This window comes from Pseudoalteromonas luteoviolacea (genome assembly GCF_021654285.1).
In the GTDB taxonomy this organism is placed as follows: Bacteria; Pseudomonadota; Gammaproteobacteria; order Enterobacterales; family Alteromonadaceae; genus Pseudoalteromonas; species Pseudoalteromonas luteoviolacea_J.
The window spans coordinates 48,220-72,157 of sequence record NZ_JAKFZS010000029.1; the positions used below are offsets into that span (position 1 = coordinate 48,220).

25 protein-coding genes and 3 tRNA genes are annotated in these 23,938 nt (G+C 41.2%); 13 read left to right on the forward strand and 15 right to left on the reverse strand.

What is annotated here, in order from left to right; genetic code table 11:
* Positions 1-4: 4 nt before the first annotated feature.
* The gene (locus L1077_RS21845) at positions 5-370 is read left to right on the forward strand and encodes a conjugal transfer protein TraR (RefSeq protein ID WP_237138989.1); all 366 of its coding nucleotides are present in this window, start codon (positions 5-7) and stop codon (positions 368-370) included.
* Here L1077_RS21845 and L1077_RS21850 read toward each other — a convergent pair.
* The 10 genes from L1077_RS21850 to L1077_RS21895 form a co-directional block, all read right to left on the reverse strand.
* Positions 357-1,373: a hypothetical protein gene (locus L1077_RS21850; protein ID WP_237138990.1), complete on the reverse strand. Its 1,017-nt coding sequence runs from the start codon at positions 1,371-1,373 to the stop codon at positions 357-359. The genes L1077_RS21845 and L1077_RS21850 overlap by 14 nt on opposite strands.
* A 212-nt stretch (positions 1,374-1,585) precedes the next feature.
* Entirely contained in the window at positions 1,586-2,848 is a 1,263-nt protein-coding gene (locus tag L1077_RS21855) for a hypothetical protein (RefSeq protein ID WP_237138991.1), read from the reverse strand.
* 10 nt (positions 2,849-2,858) lie between these two features.
* Positions 2,859-3,473 carry an energy transducer TonB gene (locus L1077_RS21860; protein ID WP_237138992.1) on the reverse strand — a complete coding sequence of 205 codons (615 nt, stop codon included), beginning with the start codon at positions 3,471-3,473 and terminating at the stop codon, positions 2,859-2,861.
* Positions 3,473-3,877: an ExbD/TolR family protein gene (locus L1077_RS21865; protein ID WP_063362012.1), complete on the reverse strand. Its 405-nt coding sequence runs from the start codon at positions 3,875-3,877 to the stop codon at positions 3,473-3,475. The genes L1077_RS21860 and L1077_RS21865 overlap by 1 nt, the downstream gene beginning before the upstream one ends.
* Before the next feature lie 14 nt (positions 3,878-3,891).
* Positions 3,892-4,416 carry a MotA/TolQ/ExbB proton channel family protein gene (locus L1077_RS21870; protein ID WP_237138993.1) on the reverse strand — a complete coding sequence of 175 codons (525 nt, stop codon included), beginning with the start codon at positions 4,414-4,416 and terminating at the stop codon, positions 3,892-3,894.
* A complete protein-coding gene (locus L1077_RS21875) occupies positions 4,416-5,780 on the reverse strand; it encodes a MotA/TolQ/ExbB proton channel family protein (RefSeq protein ID WP_237138994.1) in 1,365 nt (454 codons plus the stop codon). The genes L1077_RS21870 and L1077_RS21875 overlap by 1 nt, the downstream gene beginning before the upstream one ends.
* A 6-nt stretch (positions 5,781-5,786) precedes the next feature.
* Positions 5,787-6,557: a DUF3450 domain-containing protein gene (locus L1077_RS21880; protein ID WP_237138995.1), complete on the reverse strand. Its 771-nt coding sequence runs from the start codon at positions 6,555-6,557 to the stop codon at positions 5,787-5,789.
* Positions 6,558-6,936: 379 nt separating this feature from the next.
* Positions 6,937-7,602: a CatA-like O-acetyltransferase gene (locus tag L1077_RS21885; protein WP_237138996.1), complete on the reverse strand. Its 666-nt coding sequence runs from the start codon at positions 7,600-7,602 to the stop codon at positions 6,937-6,939.
* A gap of 59 nt (positions 7,603-7,661) precedes the next feature.
* Positions 7,662-8,702 carry a Leu/Phe/Val dehydrogenase gene (locus tag L1077_RS21890; RefSeq protein WP_237138997.1) on the reverse strand — a complete coding sequence of 347 codons (1,041 nt, stop codon included), beginning with the start codon at positions 8,700-8,702 and terminating at the stop codon, positions 7,662-7,664.
* Between the two features lie 424 nt (positions 8,703-9,126).
* Positions 9,127-10,653 (reverse strand): fumarate hydratase, encoded by a 1,527-nt coding sequence (locus tag L1077_RS21895; RefSeq protein WP_046356382.1) that lies wholly within the window; start codon positions 10,651-10,653, stop codon positions 9,127-9,129.
* 235 nt (positions 10,654-10,888) lie between these two features.
* Here L1077_RS21895 and pabB point away from each other — a divergent pair, with 235 nt between their 5' ends.
* The 3 genes from pabB (at position 10,889) to L1077_RS21910 (ending at position 14,266) form a co-directional block, all read left to right on the forward strand.
* Positions 10,889-12,235, forward strand: a complete 1,347-nt coding sequence (gene pabB / locus L1077_RS21900; protein WP_237138998.1) for an aminodeoxychorismate synthase component I — start codon at positions 10,889-10,891, stop codon at positions 12,233-12,235.
* On the forward strand, positions 12,232-12,789 hold the full coding sequence (locus tag L1077_RS21905) for a CoA pyrophosphatase (protein ID WP_237138999.1): 558 nt from the start codon (positions 12,232-12,234) through the stop codon (positions 12,787-12,789). Before pabB ends, L1077_RS21905 begins: the two co-directional genes overlap by 4 nt.
* 100 nt (positions 12,790-12,889) lie before the next feature.
* Positions 12,890-14,266, forward strand: a complete 1,377-nt coding sequence (locus L1077_RS21910) for an L-serine ammonia-lyase (protein ID WP_237139000.1) — start codon at positions 12,890-12,892, stop codon at positions 14,264-14,266.
* A gap of 53 nt (positions 14,267-14,319) precedes the next feature.
* On the opposite strand, the gene cysB is transcribed toward L1077_RS21910, so the two are convergent.
* Positions 14,320-15,297 (reverse strand): HTH-type transcriptional regulator CysB, encoded by a 978-nt coding sequence (cysB, locus tag L1077_RS21915; protein ID WP_063362022.1) that lies wholly within the window; start codon positions 15,295-15,297, stop codon positions 14,320-14,322.
* Between the two features lie 279 nt (positions 15,298-15,576).
* Here cysB and L1077_RS21920 point away from each other — a divergent pair, with 279 nt between their 5' ends.
* Positions 15,577-16,338 carry a hypothetical protein gene (locus L1077_RS21920; RefSeq protein ID WP_237139001.1) on the forward strand — a complete coding sequence of 254 codons (762 nt, stop codon included), beginning with the start codon at positions 15,577-15,579 and terminating at the stop codon, positions 16,336-16,338.
* Here the strand turns inward: L1077_RS21920 and L1077_RS21925 are convergent, their stop codons facing one another.
* Positions 16,339-17,628, reverse strand: a complete 1,290-nt coding sequence (locus L1077_RS21925; protein WP_237139002.1) for an NCS2 family permease — start codon at positions 17,626-17,628, stop codon at positions 16,339-16,341.
* 119 nt (positions 17,629-17,747) lie between these two features.
* On the opposite strand from L1077_RS21925, the gene L1077_RS21930 reads away from it, so the two are divergent.
* The 3 genes from L1077_RS21930 (at position 17,748) to L1077_RS21940 (ending at position 19,213) form a co-directional block, all read left to right on the forward strand.
* Positions 17,748-18,203 carry a tetratricopeptide repeat protein gene (locus tag L1077_RS21930; RefSeq protein ID WP_237139003.1) on the forward strand — a complete coding sequence of 152 codons (456 nt, stop codon included), beginning with the start codon at positions 17,748-17,750 and terminating at the stop codon, positions 18,201-18,203.
* Between the two features lie 113 nt (positions 18,204-18,316).
* Positions 18,317-18,742, forward strand: coding sequence for a SulA-like leucine-rich domain-containing protein (locus L1077_RS21935; RefSeq protein WP_237139004.1), 426 nt, complete (start codon positions 18,317-18,319; stop codon positions 18,740-18,742).
* 15 nt (positions 18,743-18,757) lie between these two features.
* Positions 18,758-19,213 carry a YchJ family protein gene (locus L1077_RS21940; RefSeq protein WP_237139005.1) on the forward strand — a complete coding sequence of 152 codons (456 nt, stop codon included), beginning with the start codon at positions 18,758-18,760 and terminating at the stop codon, positions 19,211-19,213.
* An 85-nt stretch (positions 19,214-19,298) separates the two neighbouring features.
* On the opposite strand, the gene L1077_RS21945 is transcribed toward L1077_RS21940, so the two are convergent.
* Positions 19,299-19,820 (reverse strand): VC2046/SO_2500 family protein, encoded by a 522-nt coding sequence (locus tag L1077_RS21945; RefSeq protein WP_237139006.1) that lies wholly within the window; start codon positions 19,818-19,820, stop codon positions 19,299-19,301.
* Positions 19,821-19,932: 112 nt separating this feature from the next.
* On the opposite strand from L1077_RS21945, the gene L1077_RS21950 reads away from it, so the two are divergent.
* The 3 genes from L1077_RS21950 (at position 19,933) to L1077_RS21960 (ending at position 20,232) form a co-directional block, all read left to right on the forward strand.
* Positions 19,933-20,017, forward strand: a tRNA-Tyr gene (locus L1077_RS21950).
* Positions 20,018-20,039: 22 nt separating this feature from the next.
* A tRNA-Tyr gene (locus tag L1077_RS21955) sits at positions 20,040-20,124 on the forward strand.
* Between the two features lie 23 nt (positions 20,125-20,147).
* A tRNA-Tyr gene (locus tag L1077_RS21960) sits at positions 20,148-20,232 on the forward strand.
* Between the two features lie 46 nt (positions 20,233-20,278).
* On the opposite strand, the gene L1077_RS21965 is transcribed toward L1077_RS21960, so the two are convergent.
* A complete protein-coding gene (locus tag L1077_RS21965) occupies positions 20,279-20,938 on the reverse strand; it encodes a M48 family metallopeptidase (protein ID WP_237139007.1) in 660 nt (219 codons plus the stop codon).
* A 78-nt stretch (positions 20,939-21,016) separates the two neighbouring features.
* On the opposite strand from L1077_RS21965, the gene L1077_RS21970 reads away from it, so the two are divergent.
* Positions 21,017-21,997: an ion channel gene (locus tag L1077_RS21970; protein WP_237139008.1), complete on the forward strand. Its 981-nt coding sequence runs from the start codon at positions 21,017-21,019 to the stop codon at positions 21,995-21,997.
* Here the strand turns inward: L1077_RS21970 and L1077_RS21975 are convergent, their stop codons facing one another.
* Positions 21,998-22,633, reverse strand: coding sequence for an HD domain-containing protein (locus L1077_RS21975; protein ID WP_237139009.1), 636 nt, complete (start codon positions 22,631-22,633; stop codon positions 21,998-22,000). It abuts the gene before it with no gap.
* 95 nt (positions 22,634-22,728) lie between these two features.
* On the opposite strand from L1077_RS21975, the gene L1077_RS21980 reads away from it, so the two are divergent.
* Complete coding sequence (locus L1077_RS21980) at positions 22,729-23,919, forward strand: class I SAM-dependent methyltransferase (RefSeq protein WP_237139010.1); 1,191 nt, start codon at positions 22,729-22,731, stop codon at positions 23,917-23,919.
* Positions 23,920-23,938 lie beyond the last annotated feature (19 nt).

The window sequence follows — 23,938 nt, forward strand, 5'->3', positions numbered from 1 at the left end:
GCCCATGAATGAAAATCTACTAAAGCAATGTCAAAAAAAGTTAAGGGAAGAGCTTGCTCGTACACGAGCAAGCTTTGTCCTAGATTTAAAAACAAACACAAACCCCGTTATATTGGCGTTAGCGGAGTTATTAGAAAATACGGCACCATCTGATTGGATTGATAGCATTAACGAGAAGATATGCCCAAGCCAATTTCCGAGTTATCAACGATTAGTACAGCTAGAAGCTGCTTTGTGCCAAATTGATATCGGCCAATTTGGCTTTTGTTGCGATTGTGAACAAGAAATCGAAGATACCCTATTAGTGCAAGATCCTGCGACACAAAGGTGCTCACAATGTTCCCCAGTAACCAAAATTAAAGAGGCATAAACTGCTCAAGTAATACGAATATCGAAGCAGGATAAAATACGATATTTTTGAGTAAAGCATAGGCTTGCGCTTCATCCAGCGCTAATTTAGATTGTAGCCTATGCATTGCTTGTTGCTGTGACCATGAAAATGCATGTACACCCAGATCCACTTCAGCAACAATGGCGGCAATATAGAGATTATCGTTATCTAATTTATATTCACAACGACTAAACGTTTCACGAATATCAATAAAATGGTCTCGCCAATTCAAACCAGACTTGTATTGACAAGCCTTTTCGAGAAAAGCCAACACAAACGGTTTGTTAAATTCTGCAGCACGCCATTCAAAAGCAACTTTCGACGCATCTTCCTTTTTACTGTCTTGTATTATGCGCAAAAAATCATGTGGCGCATGCACTGTGCCAGTATAGTAATTTAACTTACTTTGATACCACTCGGTGCCATTTGGAAGTTGAGATAACCCAATGCCTGAACGCGTTTTATATTGTGTAAGAAACGCCTTAAACACATTTACCGTATCACTTTGGTGATCTGAGTCAGATAAATAATCCATCAATTGGCTTTTTTCGATTCTAGAGAGGTGGATATTACTCTCGGCCCCATCTTCCAATCGTCTTTTGACATTAAGTAACCATGTATCGATTTCTTGGGGAGAAAAATACGCTTGTGACAATGCCAAAACATTAGTCTGTACCGGCCAGCTTAAGTAACGCTCGGGATAGCGTTGCTGTATTTTTAAATACATAATTGTGCTCGCGTCGAACTGAGACAACTCTTTTGCATTAATTGAATCAAGCAACGCATGTCTTTGTGATAAATATAACTCATCATATGGCATTGCCTTATCAAGTTCAGACTCTTGAGAGCCAGACATAAACCAGTTTAGGGCATGAAGCTTTTGTGTAAAGTCAGCTAAGTTAACAGGCGCTGTAGGTTCGCTACAAGCACTTAAAATAAATATGCTCGATAGGACGGTGGCAAATACACAACTTTTTGACATTTTCTCTCCAAACAAACGGCTTTCTGATGGCCTAAATTTAACGTGATATTCAACTTTAGCTGCGTGCTTATTCGATAGCATAAGCCTAAGGGTACTGAGTAATTTACTTAAAAACACAGAACTTGCTAGTTTACGTAAAAAATATTGTATGGATCTGTTTTGAATCAAACTTTTATATAGGCAATAAAAAAGCCCCTTACGGGGCTTTTAAATTAAAGACTGATGCCTTTACGTTGTGCTTTTTCTTTTATAAAAGCACCCCAGCTGCGAGCAAATCTGCGAGTTTTAGGATCTTCTTGAGCCTTAGTAATCGCACGGTATGCTTGCTTGTACTTTTCTTGATACAGATAAGCTTCGGCTAAGTCAGAGTAGATTGCACCCTTCTTCTTAGAGCCCAGTTCAAGTGCTTTGTTCAAACGAACAACTGCTGCTGCGTATTGAAGGTCCTGTAGCAATAAGCTACCAGCCTTTCTATACATTTCCGCATCGTCGTCAAACTTAGCTGCTTCTTCGTAGTACTTTGCTGCTTTGTCAATGTTCTTCGCTTGGTGGAAGTAACTTGCTGTCGCAGTCACATTTTGCTTTGTACGCTCAATGTGTTTGTTTTTCATCGCCTTTTCAAACGTAATAGCCGCTTTGTAAGGGATCTCATTCAAAGAATAGTAACTACCAAGAATCTTGTAGTGGTTCTCTTTTTCAAAATAGCCTTTTTCATATGCAACTTCCATCACAGTTTGACCTTTACGGTACTGCTCAGTTTGCATATAGAAAGAACCTAGTTGAGTCCACACTTGCTTATCTTCAGGGAAGATTTTAACAAGCGTTTCTGCAACACTAACTGCGTTCTTATACTGTTTTAGTTCAAAGTATGAACCAATTTTCAGCATGTAGAAAGACTTATTAGGTTCTTCTGTATTCAAAGCAATCGCTTGGTCAGCAGGCTCAATTACATCAGCAAACTTTTTAAGTTCATAGTTTGCTTGCGCAATACGACCGTAAACTTTAGCGTCTTTTTCTCCGGTAAAGTCCATCCAATCGTAATAAGCCTTTTTAGCACCTTCGTACTGCTCAGTACCTATTAAAAGGTCACCAAGTAATTTCATTAGATCTGCATGATCTTTAAAATTAAGCACGTCAGGAGCTATTGCTTGACGAATATACTTGATAGCCGTTTTATACTCTTCTTTTTGAGCATAAAGGTTACCTAAGTAGCGATTAACTGTAGCTTTATCAAAATCGTCAGATGCTTCGATTTCAAGAAGTAAAGTGATGGCTTCATCAACTTTATCTTCGTTGTAAAGGTCAAACGCTTTGATGACCTTTTTACCAACACGCTCACCCATGACTTTAGTCTTCGCATTTTTACGCTCTTCGATCTTTGCTGGATCTGGCGCTGCAAATGCTGCGGTGCTAAGAGCACCGCCAGCTAGTGACATCATCAGAGCAAGAGCTGTTGCTTTTGACATTTGCTTCATATCTTACTCCTTAGTCTTGGTTAAGGTTGAAATCTAGTTGAACTTGAATACCAAATTGCTTTTCAGGTTTCCCATCAACAATTTTTGGTCTGTACTTCCACTTACGAAGTGCACGTTGCGCTTCACGGTTGAAAATACGCTTAGGTTCAGCTGCGATAACTTTAATATCTTCTACACCACCTAGCTCGTTGATTGTAAATTCAAGCTGTACCCAGCCTTCTTTACCATCACGCGCAGCTTGCGGTGGGTATTTAGGTTCAATACGAACGATCGGTGTTGCTTCACCATCACGACCGAAATCACCCGGGCCACTTAAGCCACCTGCCGTACCACCAATACTGATGCTAGGCATGTTGAAACCGATAGCACCAGCAGCAGGATTTGACGTCTCTGGCTGTGGCGGCTGCGGTTTAGGCGGCTGCTTTGGCGGTGGAGGAGGAGGAGGCGGTACACGCTTCCTCTCCTGCACATCTGATTCAGGCGGATTCGACATAATCTCGACTATAATCTCTTCCTTCTGGTTGTCTGCCCTTTCAGCTCCACCGGAGATAAGGTAAGACATGAAGAAAAATAAGCCGAAAGTTACTGCCCCACCTGCTAGAAGTGAAAACAGAAATCGAATCATTACTTAGCTCCAGCTATTGAAATCTTTAGTGCATCATCAGTTGCCTTGATTTGGTCCATTACCTTCACAACAACACCGTGCTTAGCGCCTTTATCCGCTTGGATAATGACAGTTTCAGTTTGTTGTTCAGCCAATAGGTTTTCAAGGTTAGCGCTTACACGCTCAACATCTACTTGACGCTTGTCCATCCAAATCTCACCGTTTTCACGGATAGCGATAAAGATGTTTGCATTTTTCTTAGTTTGAGCCTGTGCAGCTTTTGGCTTTTTAACTTCAATGCCTGCCTCTTTAACAAAAGAGGTAGTTACGATGAAGAAGATCAACATGATGAATACGATGTCAAGCATCGGTGTCATATCTACTGCTGCTTCTTCTTCTTCACGAAAACGCTGTTTACGTGCCATATTTATATCTCTCTCTAGTGATGTGGCAAGCTATCGATTAGTTTTTCTTTAGCCATTTTTGCTCTCGCCTCAAGACGAGTGCTAAAGAATACACCTGATAGTGCCGCAACCATTCCAGCCATTGTTGGTATCGTTGCCATTGAAATGCCTGACGCCATCAAACGCGGATTACCTGTACCTTGTGTAGCCATGGTTTCAAAAACTGAAATCATACCTGTCACTGTACCTAGTAGACCGATTAATGGACACATTGCAACCAATGTTTTGATAATCAACATACGCTCATCTAATTTTTCAGACGCTTCAGAAACCCATGCTTCACGGATTCTGTGTGCGTACCAAGATGTAGTATCTTGGCGGGCATCCCACTTAGTTACAATCCCCTTATGCATTCTAGGGAACTCAACTAGTAGGAACCAATAGCGCTCAATCATTAATACCCACATAAGAAAGAGTGCCATCGCGACAACGAACAGTACGTCGCCGCCTGTAGCAACAAAATCCCTGATAGATTCCCACGTCTCCACCAGGACTAGCATTATGCTTTCTCCTTCTCCGCGTGCGCAGCAACGATACCCGCGCTTTGCTCGTCAAGAATGTGTAGGATTGATTTACTACGACCAGCAACGATTGCGTGAAGTAGGATTAATGGTAGTGCTGCAATTAGACCAAGCGCTGTAGTAACAAGTGCTAGAGAGATGTTACCTGCCATGATCTTCGGATCACCAGTACCGAATAGAGTGATTGATTCGAACGTCAAGATCATACCAACAACCGTACCTAGTAGACCTAGTAGTGGTGCGATAGCAGCAAGGATCTTGATGATGTTGATACCAGCTTCGATGCGAGGCGTTTCACGTAGAATTGCTTCGTCAAGTTTAAGCTCAAGGTTCTCAACGTCTTGGTTCTTGTTGTCGTGATACACTTTCAAGATACGACCAAGTGGGTTGTTATCAGTTGGGTTGCTAGCGTTCTTGATTTGAGATTTGATCTTCGCACCAACAAGCATTAAGTCAACAAAACGTACCAATGCAATAAGAGCACCTAGTGCTAGTAATGCAGTGATGATGTAACCTACTGTGTCACCTTGGTGCCAACGCTCTTCAACACTTGCTTTTTGTGTGTTTAGACGAAGGATAGCGCCACGAGTTGGGTCAACTACGAAAGGTACATAGCCAGTTGCAGGTGTATTTAGTAAATCACCGATAGTCGCAACAACGTTAGAAGCAGGCTGCTTACCTAGAGGAACAATTGCTTTGTTCTCTGCGTCATATACAACATAACCATCTTGTGTGATTAGGTTGAAGTTACCAATACGAGTAACAGGCTTCACGTTGATGTCACCGCTTAATTCAGCAACTTCAGCTTCGAAAGTCGATGTCTTTGCAGACTCAGTCATTTCAGTTTGGAATGCAATCCAAAGCTCTTCTAGTTCACGTGTAGTTGGTAGCTCTTTAGCTACAGCTACTGAACGAAGAACTTCTGCACGACCTGGCTTTTCAGCACTTACGATTGACGCTTCGATTGAACCGATAGCATCTGCAGCTGAACGACGTACAACACCGAACATCTCACCAAGAGTACCCTGTGCATTTACAAGTTCAGTTTCTTTCTCAGCAAGTGTAACTTCGTTTTGCTTGAACTGTTTGTTAAGACGCTCACCACGTGCTTTTTCAGCAGCTAGGTCACGTTTAGCTTTATTAAGAAGCGCTTGCTTGTCTGCGCGATCAGACAAGAACTCTTGTTCACGAGCTTTGTTAATTTTACCTTCCGAGATACGGTTTTGTTTAACTTGCTCAAGGATCTGATCTAGTGCTTCCGTGTTTGCGTGTGCATTTAATGCGGCACCAGCAGAAACTGATAATGCTGCAGCAACTGCAAAACCTTTAAAAAGTTTCTTCATGTCTTATTACTCCGCGCCGAAAATAGGAAGTTTAACTAGTTCAGGGGCAGCCTGACCACGTGCAATACGGATCATGTCTTTAACAGGCTTAAGGTATTCTTCACCTAGAGATTGCCACTGCTTTGCACTGTTGTCCCATACCCATGCATTCTTTTGATCAAATGACTGAGCAACATATGCAATACGACCTAAACGTGCGAAGTCAACGTTGATGTTTTTACCGTTGATTTCCAGTGAACCTTGAGATGCAGTCATTGCAGTACCGTAAGCAGTTTCAACTGTGTATGCTTCAAGTACCTGACGGTATTTCTCAGAAGTGGTTACTTTTGCGTTAGATAGAGTTTCGCGTAGTCTTTCAACACGCTCTAAACGCTTTTCTGTATCAAACGGGACGTCCGCTTTGATGAATTGCTCGAGTGTATCAATCATGCGATACATCAAAGGCACAACGTCTTGCTTAGTTTTATCAACTGTTGCGATCTGACGCTCTAGAGACTCAATATTTGCATTTTGGTCCGCTACCAAACGTGCAACGTGGTCGTTGTATACTTTTAGAAGTTCTGTTTCATCCACAGTAGCACGATAATCAGCAATCATGTCGATTGACTGACTGTAAATGTTATCAACTTTTTCTTGAGACTTTTGAGCAGCCTTTTGAGTTTGCTGACCTACTTTCTGTATGTCATTCAAAGGATCTGCCATCACATTGCTGCTTGCAAATGCTGCTGCGCCTAATAACGCTGAAGCTACAAGACTCTTTCTGATTTTAACAGACATAGTTCCCAACCAATTAAGTAATGTTACTTTTATAATTTTTGCACTCAACTTAAGAAGAGTACCCCGGATACCTTTTTAGAAGTATCAACCGTGCAATAATGCTAAATGCATTTGCCCATGTCAACTTCATGTTCAAAACTAATTTTGCATCACCACTTTTAATAAATTGAAATAAAACATTGCATTAACAACAAAACAAAGAAAAAAAACTTAAATCACTTACTTTTCATACACAAAGCAACTTAATTAACATTTTTTTACAGTCTAAAATTAACCAAAACTAGCTTAAAAATACGTTTTAATATGCAATTTTGGCTTTATATTTCATTGCTTTAGGGCAATTTTCCAATAAAAAAGAATTGCATATAACACAATATTATCAACTCCGAAAATTATTTTTACTTTGCAAGTATTCACATAATGCAATGATATTAAGAGAAAACTCATTTAAAAACAGTGATAAATGATAACCATCCACTAAACCATGATGTACCTCTACCGATACAGGTAAACGATTTTCCTCTATATTAAATTTTCCAAAAACAATCTTAGGTATGCCTAAATTATCTCCATTATGCCTAGCATGCTTAAATCCAGATAAATCAAACCAAGGTAAAATGGAAACAAATACCAAATCAACATTGCCACTATAAGATAAAAAATCATCGCTCAAAAGTGGCTTCCCAAGCCCTCGTTGCTTCTTCACTTTATTTTTTGCAGCAAACTCATCAATGGTGTTGGCATCATCTAACAAAATAAAGCGGAAAGTTTTATCCTCCGCTAAAAATGTACTACTTATCGCGACTTTTTCAACATCCATCGGTTGCTGATCAACAATCCGAAAGCGCATAAAGTCACATGACTGAAGGGCTTGACTCAAGCAATAGAGATAACTATCAGTGAAAGAGATATTGGCAGCTTTGGCGTCTGCATAAAGCGTATGGGTATCAACAGAAGTGATAAGATTGAAATTAGGGTCTTCAAAATGCTGATAAAATTTGAAGTGTTCAGCACGTTCCCACTTAGATAGGTCTATTTTTTTCATAGGTTACTGTAATAAAAAAGGGCGTCAAACGCCCTAATTATAGCTGTAATCTAGTTAGATTATAGTCCATTTTCTATGATTTCTTGAGCAAGTTCATCTGCTATTATATGTGTAGACTTTTGTTCTTCATCAGAACGCTTGAAGATCTCAGCCAATGTATCATAGATACCTTCCACATGCTTTGTAGAAAGGGCTTCATCATAGCCTTCAGGCTTAGTCTCATAGTATACGTTGATAATACCACCAGCATTGATCACATAATCCGGAGCATACAATACGCCCTTTTCACGTAATACATCACCATGTCTTGGCTCTGCTAATTGGTTGTTAGCACAACCAGCAATAATAGAAGCTTTAATGCGTGGGATTGTCTCATCGTTAATAGTCGCGCCTAGTGCACAAGGTGCATAAACATCGACATCTAGGTCATAGATCTCATCAATAGCAACCGCTGTTGCACCAAAATCATTTACCACACGTGCTACCGACTCTTCATTGATATCAGTAACAAATAACTCTGCACCCGCTTCGTGAAGGTATTTACATAGTGTATATGCCACAGCACCTAGGCCTTGAACTGACACTTTTACACCAGATAAATCTTGATGGCCAAATTTATGCTGATATGCAGCTTTTACACCTAAGAAAGTACCCAGCGCAGTAAATGGTGATGGGTTACCACTTTTGCCTTCTAGGCCAAGCACATAGTTTGTTTCTTTATGCATCATCATAACATCACCGGTTGTGATGTTTACGTCTTCAGCTGAATAGTAGCTACCACCTAGCCTTTCTAAATGCTTACCAAATGCTCTGAATAGCGCTTCTGATTTAACTGTTTTTGCATCACCTATGATGACTGATTTACCACCACCAAATGGTAAGCGTGCAACCGCATTTTTATATGTCATGCCTTTTGATAAACGCAGTACGTCATAGACAGCATCTTGATCTTCTGCATAGTCCCACAGTCGACAACCACCTACAGCTGGCCCTAGTTTAGTACTATGAACCGCTATAATTGCTTTTAAACCCGACTCTTTATCCGAGCAAAATACAACTTGCTCATGGTTATCAAATTCAACTTGGTTAAATACAGCCACTTTGATTATTCTCCGATTTTTGTCTGACTTCGCCAGATAGCGCTGAAATTGCGCCTGACTCTATCATTAACCATTTAGGCAATCCAGCAAATGAGATGATCTAAGCTGACATGCGCAACAATGCACATACTCAAATCACAAAAACAATAAAATTTAAATAAAAAATCCATTCAAGAGCAAATTTCAAACATGTTTAATTAAAAATATCTCTATTTTTTATAGTATCTGTTTACGTAAACGTAAAGGCAGATACCCTTGTAAGTATAAATTTACATTTTTGAGTTTACAAAGATATTACCTAGAAAAGTTACATACAAAAACCACCAACACCTATCCACTGTTTTCAAAAATTAACACTCAATTTCAATTAAAAAGAGCAAAAAAAAGGGCCTGATAAGGCCCGATTATGGTAGCTATTGTATTATTAGCTTAATTTAGCATCCAGCTCTTCTATCTTAGCTTTCCAAATAGCAGGGCCTTGTGTATGCGCATTAGCACCTTCACTATCTACAGCAACTGTTACTGGCATATCTTCTACTTCAAACTCGTAGATAGCTTCCATACCCAAGTCTTCAAACGCGACAACGCGGGACTTCTTAATTGCTTTAGCAACTAGGTATGCAGCACCACCCACAGCCATTAGATAAACAGCTTTATTTTGCTTGATTGATTCAACCGTTGCAGGGCCTCGTTCCGCCTTACCGATCATACCAACAAGGCCTGTTTTCTCCAACATCAAGTCAGTAAACTTATCCATACGTGTTGACGTAGTTGGGCCCGCAGGACCTACAACTTCATCACCCACAGCATCAACAGGACCAACGTAGTAAATAAACTTATTGGTGAAGTCGACACCTTCCGGTAAGCCTTCTCCTGAATTGATCATTTCTTGCAGACGCTTATGAGCAGCATCACGACCCGTTAAAATTTTACCGGATAGCAATACAGTTTCACCCATCTTCCAATCTTGGATGTCATCTTTAGTTAATGTATCTAAATTCACGCGACGTGTGTCTTCACCCACTTCCCACGTTACTTCTGGCCAATCTTCTAGTTTTGGTGCTTTAAGATCTGCAGGACCAGACCCATCAAGCGTGAAATGGACGTGACGAGTAGCGGCACAGTTCGGGATCATTACTACCGGCTTTGATGCAGCATGCGTAGGCGCAGTTTTGATTTTCACATCAACAACTGTTGTTAAACCACCAAGACCTTGAGCACCAATACCGAGTTTATTTGCTCTTTCAAAAATCTCTAAACGTAACTTTTCTTCCGCAGTCTCAGCGCCACGTTCCTGAAGATCATGAATATCCACTGGATCCATCAAAGACTCTTTCGCTAAGACTGCAGCCTTCTCTGCTGTTCCGCCAATACCGATACCGATCATGCCTGGTGGACACCAACCAGCACCCATTGTTGGTAATGTCTTTTCAACCCAAGCTGCCACATCATCTGATGGGTTAAGCATCGCCATCTTAGTTTTATTTTCAGAGCCGCCCCCTTTAGCAGCAATCATCACTTCAACTTCAGCACCAGGTACCAAGTCTACGTGCACAACAGAAGGTGTATTGTCTTTGGTATTCTTACGGCTGCCAGCTGGATCTGCAACGATTGAAGCACGAAGAGGATTATCTGGGTTGGTGTATGCACGACGAGTACCTTCGTCTACCATTTGTTGCACAGTTAGATCTGTCTTATCCCACTTAACATCCATACCAACTTTAACGAAACAGGTAACAATGCCTGTATCTTGACAAAGTGGGCGCTTACCTTCTGCCGACATACGTGAGTTGATTAAGATCTGTGCAATGGCATCTTTTGCAGCCTTGCTCTGTTCATTGTTATACGCTTTTTCTAGTGCTTGAACAAAATCAAGTGGGTGGTAGAAAGAAATATATTGTAATGCATCTTCAATGCTATCAATAAAATCTTGTTGACGGATAATACTCATGACGGTTCCTTTAGTAACCATTAACTTTATAAATGGTGTGTTCTTAATAAGTGGAAAAATGATGACCCTACCACTCTAATGCTAGTTAAACGCAAAATGACTTTATGCCCCCATTTTACTAAAACTAATCATTTAGTCGCTGCGGCTATGAGTTATCACTCCTCTACTCTATAGATTCATTTCTAATTATGATAACCTCCTCGCCCGTTTCGGGCTAGTTTTCAGGGTCAAGTAAATGATAAATGCACAGAATAATTGCATTGCCGTTGACATTTCACTCTCTACAGTTGAAGTTTTCGAAAAAATTTCAACTCAAGATCACGCTATTCTTCTAGATTCAAGTGACGCTGCACACGAAAATAGTCGCTACGACATCATCAGCTTTTCGCCAGCGCATGTATTAGAAGCCAGAAATGGACTGGTCTTCTTAGATGGCATTGCACAAGGTAAAAGCGTTTTTGAGATACTACATCAAGAATTAGAACAATTATCTCCTGAGCGCATAGAAACAGTGCCGTTTTGTGGTGGCTGGTTAGGTTACTTTGGCTATGACTTAGGGCGTTATATTGAATCATTGCCGCAAAATGCAATATCAGACATCCCTTTGCCAGATACTGTCGTAGGGCTCTACATGGATGCCTTGATTTACGATAATAAACAGCGCCAGTGGTATTATGTATCTCAACCTCATGTCGATCGCCTAAACGACTACCTCCTACTCATAGAAAGCGAGAATACTACCTCCCACTGTTTTGAATTGCAGAGCAATTGGCGATCCAACATGACAGAACAAGAATACCAAACTAAATTTCAGCGTATTCAGGACTACCTACTCAGTGGAGATTGTTACCAAATCAATCTCGCGCAACGCTTCAGTGCGGATTATCATGGCTCTCCATGGGCGGCTTACAAAAAATTAAGGCAGCAAAACCGAGCGCCATTCTCTGCATTTTTCAATTTAGGAGAAGATGCTGCGATCGTTTCGGTTTCACCAGAGCGTTTTATATCCGTTCGCCAAAAGCAAGTAGAAACTAAGCCAATTAAGGGCACCTTGCCACGATTACCTGACTGTCATTTAGACTCAGAGCAAGCCAACAAATTACAAAATAGTAGCAAAGACCGAGCTGAAAATGTCATGATCGTAGACCTGTTACGTAACGACCTAGGTAAGGTTGCAGAACCAGGCTCAGTGTCTGTACCTAAACTATTTGAAATTGAAAGCTTCCCTGCTGTGCACCACCTCGTTAGTACCGTCACCAGTAAATTAGCCAAAGGGAAAAGTGCCGTAGACCAACTTGAAGCTGCATTTCCAGGAGGGTCAATCACTGGCGCGCCAAAAATCAGGGCAATGGAAATCATTGAGGAACTTGAACCTCATCGCCGAAGCGCGTACTGTGGGTCTATGGGTTATCTCAGTGCCTGTGGCGATATGGATACATCCATTACGATCCGAACACTAGTCTGTGAAAACAATAAGATACACTGTTGGGCTGGCGGCGGCATTGTCGCTGATTCTCAGGTAGATGCGGAATATCAAGAAACCTATCATAAGGTCAATAAGATTTTACCTATATTGCAATGAAGCTTGAACATGTAATAAGCCGTTTTAGACTCGCTCACAGCCCTACTCCCGACAAGAACTTGCAGGGTGTAGAAAGTGCTGTGTTAGTGCCATTGATTGAAGTTAATCAATGCACACATGTTTTACTGTGTAAGCGTGATGCCAGCTTAAGATCTCATCCAAGCCAAATTTGTTTTCCTGGTGGAAAAGCCGAGCAAAGCGATCGCTCTGCTATCGACACTGCCCTTCGAGAAACCTACGAGGAAATTAGCCTGTGCAGGAAAGATATTACTGCACTTGGCCAGTTGCCAATTCACAGCACCTTGAGCGGATTTCATATTACACCTGTCGTTGGCAGAGTTCAGGAATATGCAACTTGGGCAGAAAAAAGTAGCGAAGTAGAGCGTGTATTTACCATCCCCTTAACTGCGCTTATGGACCCTATTCAGTGGCAAAGCTACCCATGCAGATATCGCGGCCAGCCCATTAATATCAATGGATTCATGACTTCACATGGACTTTTATGGGGCGCCACAGCGAGTATTATCAAGAAATTCACTGACACACTTTCTTAATCTTATTACATTTGTCAATTTTCCGCTCAATAACGGGTTACTTCTGCAATAATTAACGTTATTATGTGCGCCCGTTCAGAGGCAATGATGAGTAAATTTTATGATTAGTGCATTCGATATGTTCAGCATAGGTATAGGACCTTCGTCTTCTCATACTGTTGGACCAATGCGCGCTTCGCGTCTTTTTGTCAAAGATTTACAAGCTAGTAAGTTGATTGATGACGTCACTTCTGTAAAAGTCGAACTGTTTGGCTCACTGGGACAAACAGGTATTGGCCATGGTTCTGGCAAGGCAGTTATTTTGGGCCTGGCGGGTCACGATCCTGAAACGATAGATGCTGACCTTGTTCCAGAAATCCTAGAAAAAATTGAACAAGAACAAGTTATTTACCTTGATCAACAACATAAGGCCGACTTCCCAAAACAAGGAGCGGTTGTTTTTCATCGCCGTAAAACATTACCTAAGCACTCTAACGCAATGGAAATCCAAGCGTATAAGGGTGATGAGCTTATACATAGCCAAATTTATTATTCGATTGGCGGCGGCTTTATTGTAACCGATCAAGATTTTGAAGCCGAAAAACAAGCTGCACTTGATATCCGAGAGCAAAACCCAGCTCCTTACTTATTTGATACCGCAGAAGAGCTACTACAAATTTGTAAAGAGACCGGGCTGAGCGTATCGGCACTTATGATGGCCAATGAAAAAACATTACGTAGCGAAAAAGAAATAAAAGCAGAGCTTTTTAACATTTGGCAAGTAATGAAAGCATGCATCGAGCGTGGTATGCGTACTGAAGGGATCCTGCCCGGCGGTTTAAAGGTTAAGCGTCGAGCGCCCAGCCTATACCTAAAACTTAATGTTGAAAACAGTAACGACCCACTTCGTGCTATGGATTGGGTAGACTTGTTTGCACTTGCAGTCAATGAAGAAAATGCTGCGGGCGGCCGCGTAGTTACCGCACCGACTAACGGTGCAGCAGGGATCTTGCCATCTGTGCTGATGTATTATCATACGTTTATCAAAGAAGTCGATGAAGAGATTGCAACTAAGTACTTACTGACAGCTGCTGCTATCGGTATTCTTTACAAGAAGAATGCCTCAATATCAGGGGCTGAAGTAGGCTGCCAAGGCGAAGTTGGTGTTGCCTGCTCTATGGCTGCTGGCGCACTGACTGAGATCATGGGTGGTAATGTTGTGCACGTTGAAAATGCTGCGGAAATTGGTATGGAGCATAACTTGGGATTAACGTGCGACCCTGTTGGTGGTTTAGTTCAAGTACCTTGCATTGAACGCAATGCTATGGGCGCAGTAAAAGCAATCAATGCATCAAGGCTCGCACTAAGAGGTACAGGTGAGCAAAAAGTATCTCTCGATAAAGTTATCAAAACCATGTTAGATACAGGTAATGATATGAAGACCAAGTATAAGGAAACTGCTCGCGGTGGCCTTGCCGTCAATATCATCGAATGCTAATACAAAAAAACCCAACGCAAGTTGGGTTTTTTATGATTCTGTCTGATGGCTTTTTATTTTACTGGTAGTGTCACTTTTTCAAACAAGGCATCTACATCATCTTGATTTCTCATTAAGCTTGCTTTTTCCACGACATCTTTTGTTAGGTGAGGGGCAAATCTCTCTATGAAATCATACATATAACCACGTAAAAAACTGCCTTTTCTAAAGCCAATTTTGGTACTACTCGCTTCAAATAAATGGCTGGCATCAATGCAGACTAAATCTTTGTCCGCGACTTCATCAACGGCCATCGTTGCTAATACGCCCACGCCTAAGCCAAGCCTAACGTATGTTTTAATCACATCCGCATCTGTTGCTGTAAATACAATATGCGGTTCTAGACCATGTGCGTTAAACGCCTTATCCAATTCTGAGCGCCCTGTAAAACCAAATACGTAGGTGATCAATGGGTATTTAGCCACATCCTGCACCGTAATATTTTTACCAAGCTGTGCCAGCGGATGGTCTTTTGTCACTACAATGCTTCTATTCCAGTGGTAACAAGGCAGCATGATCAAATCACCGTACAGGTGAAGCGCTTCTGTCGCAATTGCAAAATCAGCATCGCCTCTTGCAGCCGCATCGGAAATTTGTTGCGGTGTACCTTGGTGCATATGCAATGATACCGCAGGGTATTTTTGCATAAACCCTTGGATCACAGGCGGAAGTGCGTATCTGGCTTGCGTATGAGTGGTCGCGATATTTAATTTACCTTGATCTGGTAAAGTGTGCTCATTGGCAACCGCTTTAATCCCCTCCACTTTTGAAAGGATCTCTCTGGCAATGTTAATAATCTCATTACCAGCACTGGTGACATGCGTGAGGTGCTTACCACTGCGACCAAAAATCTGCACACCTAATTCATCTTCTAGCATACGTACTTGTTTTGAAATACCTGGCTGAGAGGTATATAAACTCTCGGCAGTGGCAGATACATTCAAATTATGATTGAGTACTTCTACTATGTATTTCAATTGTTGTAATTTCATAACATTGTTTATTTTTTTAGTTGTTATCCAATAAGTGACTAGGTTTACGCTGAGCGCTGAGTCGGATCTTTTGTAAGACTAGCATAGTTATTGTTTGCCTGATAGTAATTGTAACATTTACGCAATCATATAAGAAAAACGAATTAGAAACGTCTATACTGAAAAATGGTGTATTTAAAATCATTTACATACACCTTGTTATTAAAACTATCCAATATACAATTGTTTGATGTAATATAAAAAATTATCGCCTTGGGTAGTTTTCGTAGAGAATCGGGTATGTTTGTTTACATAATAGTATTGTTGATTGTTGCTTTGGTTATTATTGCTGTCTGGGTTAGTGCAATTCAACAACACAAAGAAAAACAAGAAGCAGAAAGACGTAAAGAGCTAGCAAAGCAAAAGCGGATCATTGAAGAATCCGAGGATGTTCTAGTGAATAGCTCAAACATACCTATGTCCAGTGAAATGCTCCGGGTCATTCAAAAAAGAGTGCATAATGCGCTAGCCACTATGGTTGAGCTCTCCCCTACGTCACGAGAGCTGAAAAACCGTCTGCATGAATCTACTGAGCGAATGAACTCGGAACCCGCCAATCTCAGCGACAGTGATAACGTCGCTTTGCCGGATAACGACAAACAGCTAATTGCACTTGTACAAGGGATAAAAAAACTTCGTCAACTTCTTCGTTCAGAGCACAGTAAAGGCAAAGTTGATACGCAAGTTTTCGTCAAAGAAGACCGCCGCTTGGAAAAAATTCAATTGAGGATCAATGTAGAAAGTCAAATCAAACGAGGGCTCTCTGCAAAAACAGCCAATATGGTTGGCTCTGCGAGACAATACTTTGAAAAAGCTTATGCAACCATTATGGCAGTGACTTACAGCGACGAATATGTAACGGAGAAAAAGAACCAATTAGAAGGTTATCTCAATGAGATCAGCACTGAACTCAAGGCCTCTAATGCCTCAGCTGTAAAGAAAAAAGCAGAGAAAGAAAAGGACGACTTGGACGTCCTTTTCGCACCGAAAAAGAAATGGTGATCAGCTTAGTGCAAATTTCACGATAAATAATATTGTCAGTACCCAGACACTGATAGATATTTCTTCTTTTTTATTGCACGCGAGCTTCACGGCGGTATATGCAATAAAGCCTAAGGCGATGCCATGCGCAATTGAAAAGGTGAGCGGAGTCATCAATAGTACAACGCTCACTGGAATGGCATCAGTCATATCATCCCAGTTCACCAACTTTAGATTTTGCAACATTAACACAGATACGTACAGAATTGCTCCTGCCGTAGCGTAAGCTGGCACCATTTTAGCTAATGGCGCAAAAAACATCATTAGTAAAAAGCAGCAACCTACGACGACCGCAGTTAGGCCTGTGCGCCCACCGACAGACACCCCTGAGACAGATTCAATATAAGATGTTGTCGTTGATGTGCCCAAAAAAGACCCTGCTACTGTGGCAGAACTGTCAGCAGACAAGGCACGGCCTAATCGAGGCATGTTGCCTTTGTCATCAGCAATACCCGCTTTTTGTGTCACTGCGACCAAGGTGCCACTTGTATCAAATAGATCAACAAACAAAAATGCAAATACTACGCTTAGCATTGAAATTTCCAAAGCACCGGCAATATCTAACTGACCAAATGTTGGCTCAATGCTTGGAGGAGCAGACACTATGCCTTGATACTCAACTAAACCGAGCCCCCAAGCAATCACTGTCACCAACAAGATGCTGATCAACACCCCACTTTTCCATTCTCTATACATCAATGCAGTGATCACAAACAAACTAAAAATCGCCAATAAAGGACCGGGACTGGTAATGTCACCTAACTGAACAAGCGTTGCTGGGCTTGCGACAATAATACCCGCATTTTTAAGCGCGATGAGTGCTAAGAATGCACCAATACCCGTTGCGATTGCTCGCTTTAGCACAACTGGAATTGCCTGTATAACCCACTCTCTGACTTTAAAAAGGCTTAATAGTAAAAATAGACACCCAGATAAGAACACTGCGCCCAAAGCAGTTTGCCAGCTATGGCCCATACCAAGTACAACACCATAAGTAAAAAATGCGTTTAAGCCCATACCTGGTGCTAAAGCAAGCGGATAATTAGCAATAAACCCCATGATGAAACAACCAATTGCTGCAGCCAAGCAGGTAGCAACGAATGCCGCACCGTGATCTATCCCGGCCTCTGCGAGCATTGCAGGATTAACAAATACAATATACACCATGGTGATAAACGTAGTGAGTCCCGCTACAACTTCAGTTTTTACGTCCGTGTGTAACGCTTTAAGCGAAAATAATTTTTCTAGCATGTCTTTGTATTTTAAATGGAAACGAGGTCGGCGATTTTACCACAAATCATCACCGTAAACGGACAAATAAAGCAAAAATCGGCTACAATGAAGACTAAGTTGTAATAAGTGAAGTGAGTATGAAAAGCAATCAATCTACAAAAGCGCATGGTGGTGACCTAGAGCAACAATTACTCAATGTGCTCGAGTTTGTGACGCAAGAGCCCGACCCGAAACATAGCTGGCCAAAACAGCAGGATCCCGAGCAAGCTTACAAGAAAGGCCTTTATTACATCAAAGAAAAGCAATATCCGCTAGCCGCAAAGTGGATGAGGTTGGCAGCCATGTCTGGTGATAACAAAGCACAGTTTTATTTAGGTCTACTATTTATCAAAGGGCAAGGAGTACCAAAAAGTGCTTTTCATGGCGTTGCTTGGTTGAGCCTTGCCCAAAGTCAAGGCAACAGCGCGGCGCAGAGCACATTGAATGAAGTTCGGCCGCACCTAACTACTAAGCGCTACATTGATGCACAATGTTATGCCGCAACTTTGTTTGAGCAAATTCATCAGCAAATGCATTTTGGTTCAAATAATTAATTAGCAATCGAGTTTCGGACAATAAAAGTACAAAAAAACACCAAACAATACTTGATTAATACCACTGTATGAAATACTGTATATATACTGTATAGATAATCAGTGGTCTAATCATGTTGCACATATCAACAAATTTAAATACGTATTCAGAAAACGTTAATCACTATCAAAGTTTTAATGTCTTGGATGCAATTGACGAGCAAAGCATCAATGATATGCTCTTACAAATTTTATACCGTTGTAATTCAAAAGCAGGTTGGACTTTACTCATAGCGCCTGACCATGTAGTGAATAAATCTATGCTAGATAGCTATGACATAGATGCAAACAAGCTACTGGTGCTTAAACAAAAGGATCTGATAAACTTAGAGCATACTCTGGATAGCGCTTTGTCTAATGGTAATTTTGCTGCGGTCATCACATGGCCAGGGATCCTATCGCATAAGCAAATTGAGCATAGAAGTCTTAGTAAGTCTAAAACGACACTATATTGCTTTAAAAATTCTGCTAAATTGCCATTATCAAAGTTTGCACACTAATTATGTAGGTCACTTATGTGTTTTTGTGGTAACACACAAACTTTTGAGCAATGTTGTCAGCCTTTTATTACTGGGGTAGCAACCCCCAAAACAGCAGAGCAATTAATGCGCTCTCGTTTCAGTGCTTACTGCACACACGCAGGGGAATATATTTTAAAAACATATGCTTCCAAAACGAGAACAGGACATACCGTTGAGGACATTTTATTATTTGCCAAACAAGTTGATTTCGTTCACTTAGATGTCATTCAAACAGATCAAGATGATCAGTATCAATATGTTGAGTTTAAAGCTGCATATGTTGAAGGTAGTGTATTGAGCGCACTACATGAACGCTCAAGGTTTATTCAAGAAAATGGCGCTTGGTTATATCTTGATGGCGAACTATATCCAACCGATAGTAAAAAAGTAAGCCGCAACGATCCTTGTCCGTGCTTAAGTGGGAAAAAGTTTAAAAAGTGTCACGGCTAATCATAATACGCTTATACTTCCTGTGGCTTAGTCAAAATACTAATGCCACAAAAAACACGACCATGCTGCAAGCTTCAATTGCTTTTTAAACAGCAACAGTTAACTGAGACTGCATCTCTCCACTTGCGATCTGATCATAAAAGGCAGCTGCATCCATCTCTTTTTCTTGAACATCAATTTCTGGGTTTTTCTGACGATATAATTTTGCTCTGACAGCAGGTTCCAAATTTTCAATAACATTTAGAGGTATGTGTGCCTTATCATCGCGAATATGAAATGGCTCAGGATCTAAGCATTCGTTTAATTTTATATCTTCGAGACCACCATCTTTTACGAAGTAGCGATTGTACTGTCCAATTAAAAAATCAAATTCATCCGGCGCTAATGGCTGTTTGGGACCAACTTGTAGTTCTTTGCGAAGTGCTTCTTCAGATTTATCTGATTCATCTAATGCACTGCGTGGTAAATCAAATTGACTAAAATCCAATGCATCTTGAGAAAGTACACTTAGTAGTAAAGCAAAGTCACCTCTTCTTGATTCATGAACACTCAAACTCAATGCATTACCTAATTGAGCTTCCTTGAGTAACAATTGTTCTATCTGCATGGATTTTCGCCAAAAAATATTAATTCTGAAAATTTATCGGCATTTTTTAAAAAAACTTTAGGACATTTCTTTACTTCGTCAAAAACTTTGTTATTATCAGCGCCGTTGTTGAGGAGGGGTTCCCGAGCGGCCAAAGGGATCAGACTGTAAATCTGACGGCTCAGCCTTCGCTGGTTCGAATCCAGCTCCCTCCACCATCAACGACAACAAAGTACAATTGGAGGGGTTCCCGAGCGGCCAAAGGGATCAGACTGTAAATCTGACGGCTCAGCCTTCGCTGGTTCGAATCCAGCTCCCTCCACCACTTTGTACTTAAAAATCTGTTATGGAGGGGTTCCCGAGCGGCCAAAGGGATCAGACTGTAAATCTGACGGCTCAGCCTTCGCTGGTTCGAATCCAGCTCCCTCCACCACTTCCTTTTATTTCTTTATTTTCACCTTTAATTTATCTTCATTTTATTAAATGTGATGCATCTCGTTTTTTAAATAGTTTTTTGCTTTTTCAAACTCAGGGTAAAAACGCGCTACTATTTGCCAAAACGCATGGTTGTGTGCCATCACATGATAATGTGCCAGCTCATGTACTATCACATAATCGATCACCCATTTTGGCGCGCCAAGCAAAGCACTATTAAAAGCCAGTACACCTTTACTTGATAAACTCCCCCAACGACGTTTATAAAAACGTACTTTAAGTACCTTGTATTTTGAGCCCATGCAGGTTTGGAAATAAGGTAAACGCCCTTGTAGGTAATTCGTCAACTCAACTTGAAAGAGCTGGTTAAGCTCATCAATGTGACTATCTTTGCTCCCTTCGCTAAATGCGGTCAAATAAATGCATTTATTCATGTGATCAATAAAGCGAGACTCTGAATCAAAGATCAATTTGTAAGACTCACCATAGACATTAACAGACTTTAACGGTTCAAGGCCCAGCTCTCTTTTTTTAGCGACTATAGCTAGCTTTTTCTCAACCCACTCCTGTTTTGTTTCTAACCATGCATTTAGCCACTTGTGACAGATACCGTAAGGCGCATGAACAACAACGCCTTGACGTTTAACAGTAATAGCGACCGTTTTTCTACGGCGGCTTAGTTTGAGTTGGTAATTGAAATTCATAGTAAATTTATTGCTTTTTCATATATCAATCTAAATTGCTGCTAACCTTTATACTTATTACGGAAAAAACAGGCTGCCATGAATAGCAAACCTAAATGTCAGTACACGTCACCTGATGGACACAAATGCCAAGAAATAGACATGGGATCAGGGTATTGTTTTTGGCATGACGCTAAGTTCGATAAAAGTGGATTAGAGCTATCTCATAAACTCGAACGTTATGCCAAAAAAGGAGGACTACTGCAAGGCCTTGAGCTCAAGCGGGCCAATTTAGAAGGATTAAACCTTGTTAAATTCAATGACCACAATGGCTATGACCTCTCGTACAGTAACTTTTACCGCGCTAATTTGCATGGTGCTCACCTGTTTAATAGTACGATACGTAATGCCTCGCTCATGAAGGCAGATTTAAGAGATGCAAACTTACACTGCTGTAAGATCGAAAATACCAATATATTAGGTGTAAAACTCAATGCGACCAGAATAGATAACTTGGTACTTGGAGACAAGCTTCTGCAAGAAAGCCAAGCGATTGAAGCAGCAAAGCAAAAAAAGATCGATGACGCACAAGACTTGTACTTACAGAGTGAAGAAATTTATCGCTTGCTAAGAAAAGGTGCAGAGCAACAGGGATTGTTCGAAATGGCGGGAAAGTACACTTACAGTGAACTTCGCATGCGCCATGCACAGTATCCAAAATATTCAAAAAAGCGACTCGTTTCAAGTTTTATAGATATGTTATGCGGCTATGGAGAAAAGCCAGAAAATGTCATCCGCTTTAGCCTTGGTATGATTTTACTCTGTGCACTGTGTTATTTTGTGCTAGGTATAAACTATAATGGCGACGTCATCCAATTTGCCGCCAATGCGCCTCTAAAGCAAAATTTACACTCCATGCTCAATTGCTTCTATTTTAGCGTCGTAACTTTTACAACCTTAGGCTATGGCGATATTACTCCCGTCGGGATCACCCGACTCATCGCCACCATAGAAGCATTTATTGGCAGCTTTTCTCTTGCATTGTTCGTCGTGGTCTTCGTCAAGAGAATGACCAGGTAATCACGCTTCGTTAGAGATTTCCCGCCCTAACTCATCTAAGAATAAGCGCATGAACTCAGTGCGCTTTTTCGCTTCCTTTTGTGCCGCCTGCGTGTGCATTTGTGACTCTATATGCAGTAGCTTTACAAAAAAATGATCTATGGTGTAGCTTTTGTCATCAGGCTCTCGAGTACGACAGAATGGATCTTCAGTATGGTAAAGATGTCTGGCAATTGCGCCACCTACTTTCATACACCGACTGACACCAATTGCACCAAGTGCATCCATGCGGTCTGCATCTTGTACTATTTTGGCTTCCAATGTCGTTGGGGTCACGTTGGCACTGAAGCTATGAGCCACTATGGCATGGTGGATCCCTTCTAGCTTATCCTGCGGATAACCTATTTCTATTAAAAATCGCTCAGCTTTATCCGCTGCCATTTTCGAAGCGAGTGCTCTGTCTGGATGATTTTTTGCAACGGCAACGCAGTCATGTAACCAAGCCGCAGGTATAACAATATCTAAGTCCGCACTTTCTGCTATCGCAAGCTGTTTTGCAGTTTTAACCACCCGTTGTATATGAGAAAGGTCATGCGCGGTATCGGCAAAAGGCGTATCAAGCATAAATTCCTTAAATGCTTCTTCAAACTGTTTCATATTTTCCATCATTTTTACGTAAACCTTATGCTTTAGATTGTATGTTGGAACCCCCTTCACTAAAATGACAGGATTCTACTTAGTAAGGAATTTATATGTCTTGCGCGCTGTATTTACAACCCGGCCGAGAAAAATCTCTTAAAAGAAAACACCCTTGGATATTCTCTAAAGCAATTAAAAAAATCAAAGGTAAGCCAGGACTGGGCGATATTGTTAAAATCTACAGTCACGATGGTCAATACTTGGCAACAGCGGCGTATAGCCCGAGCTCTCAGATCAGAGCAAGGATCTGGAGTTTTGATGAAAACGAACAAATTGATCAAGCTTTCTTTAAGCGTCGTTTGGCCCGTGCCTTTGCAGTCAGGGAGTACGCGATCTCAGAGGGTGGGCTAACTGGTTTTAGGCTCTCTGCTGCAGAGTCTGATGGCTTACCGGGAATCACCATTGATAAGTTTGATAACTACCTTGTATGTCAATTGCTAAGCGCAGGTGCAGAACGCCACAAAGGTGAAATTGTTGCCGCATTGCGTGAGCTTTTCCCAGATTGCCATGTATATGAACGCTCAGACGTTGATGTACGCAAAAAAGAAGGCCTAGAAAAAATCACAGGTGTATTACACGGTGACGCACCAACAGAACCTGTCATCATTGAGGAAAACGGCTTAAAATTGGAAGTCGATATTATTGGCGGTCATAAAACTGGGTTTTATCTAGACCAAAGAGACAGCCGTGCCGCATTAGAACGCTTTTCAAAGGGAAAAAGTGTTTTAAACTGTTTTTGCTACACTGGCACATTCAGCTTATATGCACTTAGAGGCGGATGTGATGAAGTGATCAATGTCGATGTATCTCAGCCTGCTTTAGATACTGCAAAGAGAAATGTCGAGCACAATAACCTAGATTTAAGCAAAGTCGATTTTGTCAAAAAAGATGTCTTCAAGTTACTTCGTGAATACCGAGACGAAGGACGCCAATTTGATACCATCGTCATGGATCCACCTAAGTTTGCTGAGAGTAAAGCCCAGTTAACAGGGGCATGTCGAGGCTACAAGGATATTAATATGCTTGCGATGCAACTATTAAAGCCAGGTGGTACTTTACTGACTTTCTCATGCTCAGGGTTAATGGATCAGAACCTATTCCAAAAAGTCGTCGCAGATGCAGCGCTGGATGCGGGTAAAGACCTGATGATAATGGAGAGACTAAATCAAGCAGCTGATCACCCGATTGCAGGCTTCTACCCTGAAGGGTTTTATCTCAAAGGTCTTATTTGTAAAGTATATTAAAGTAAAGGGAGCTTATGCT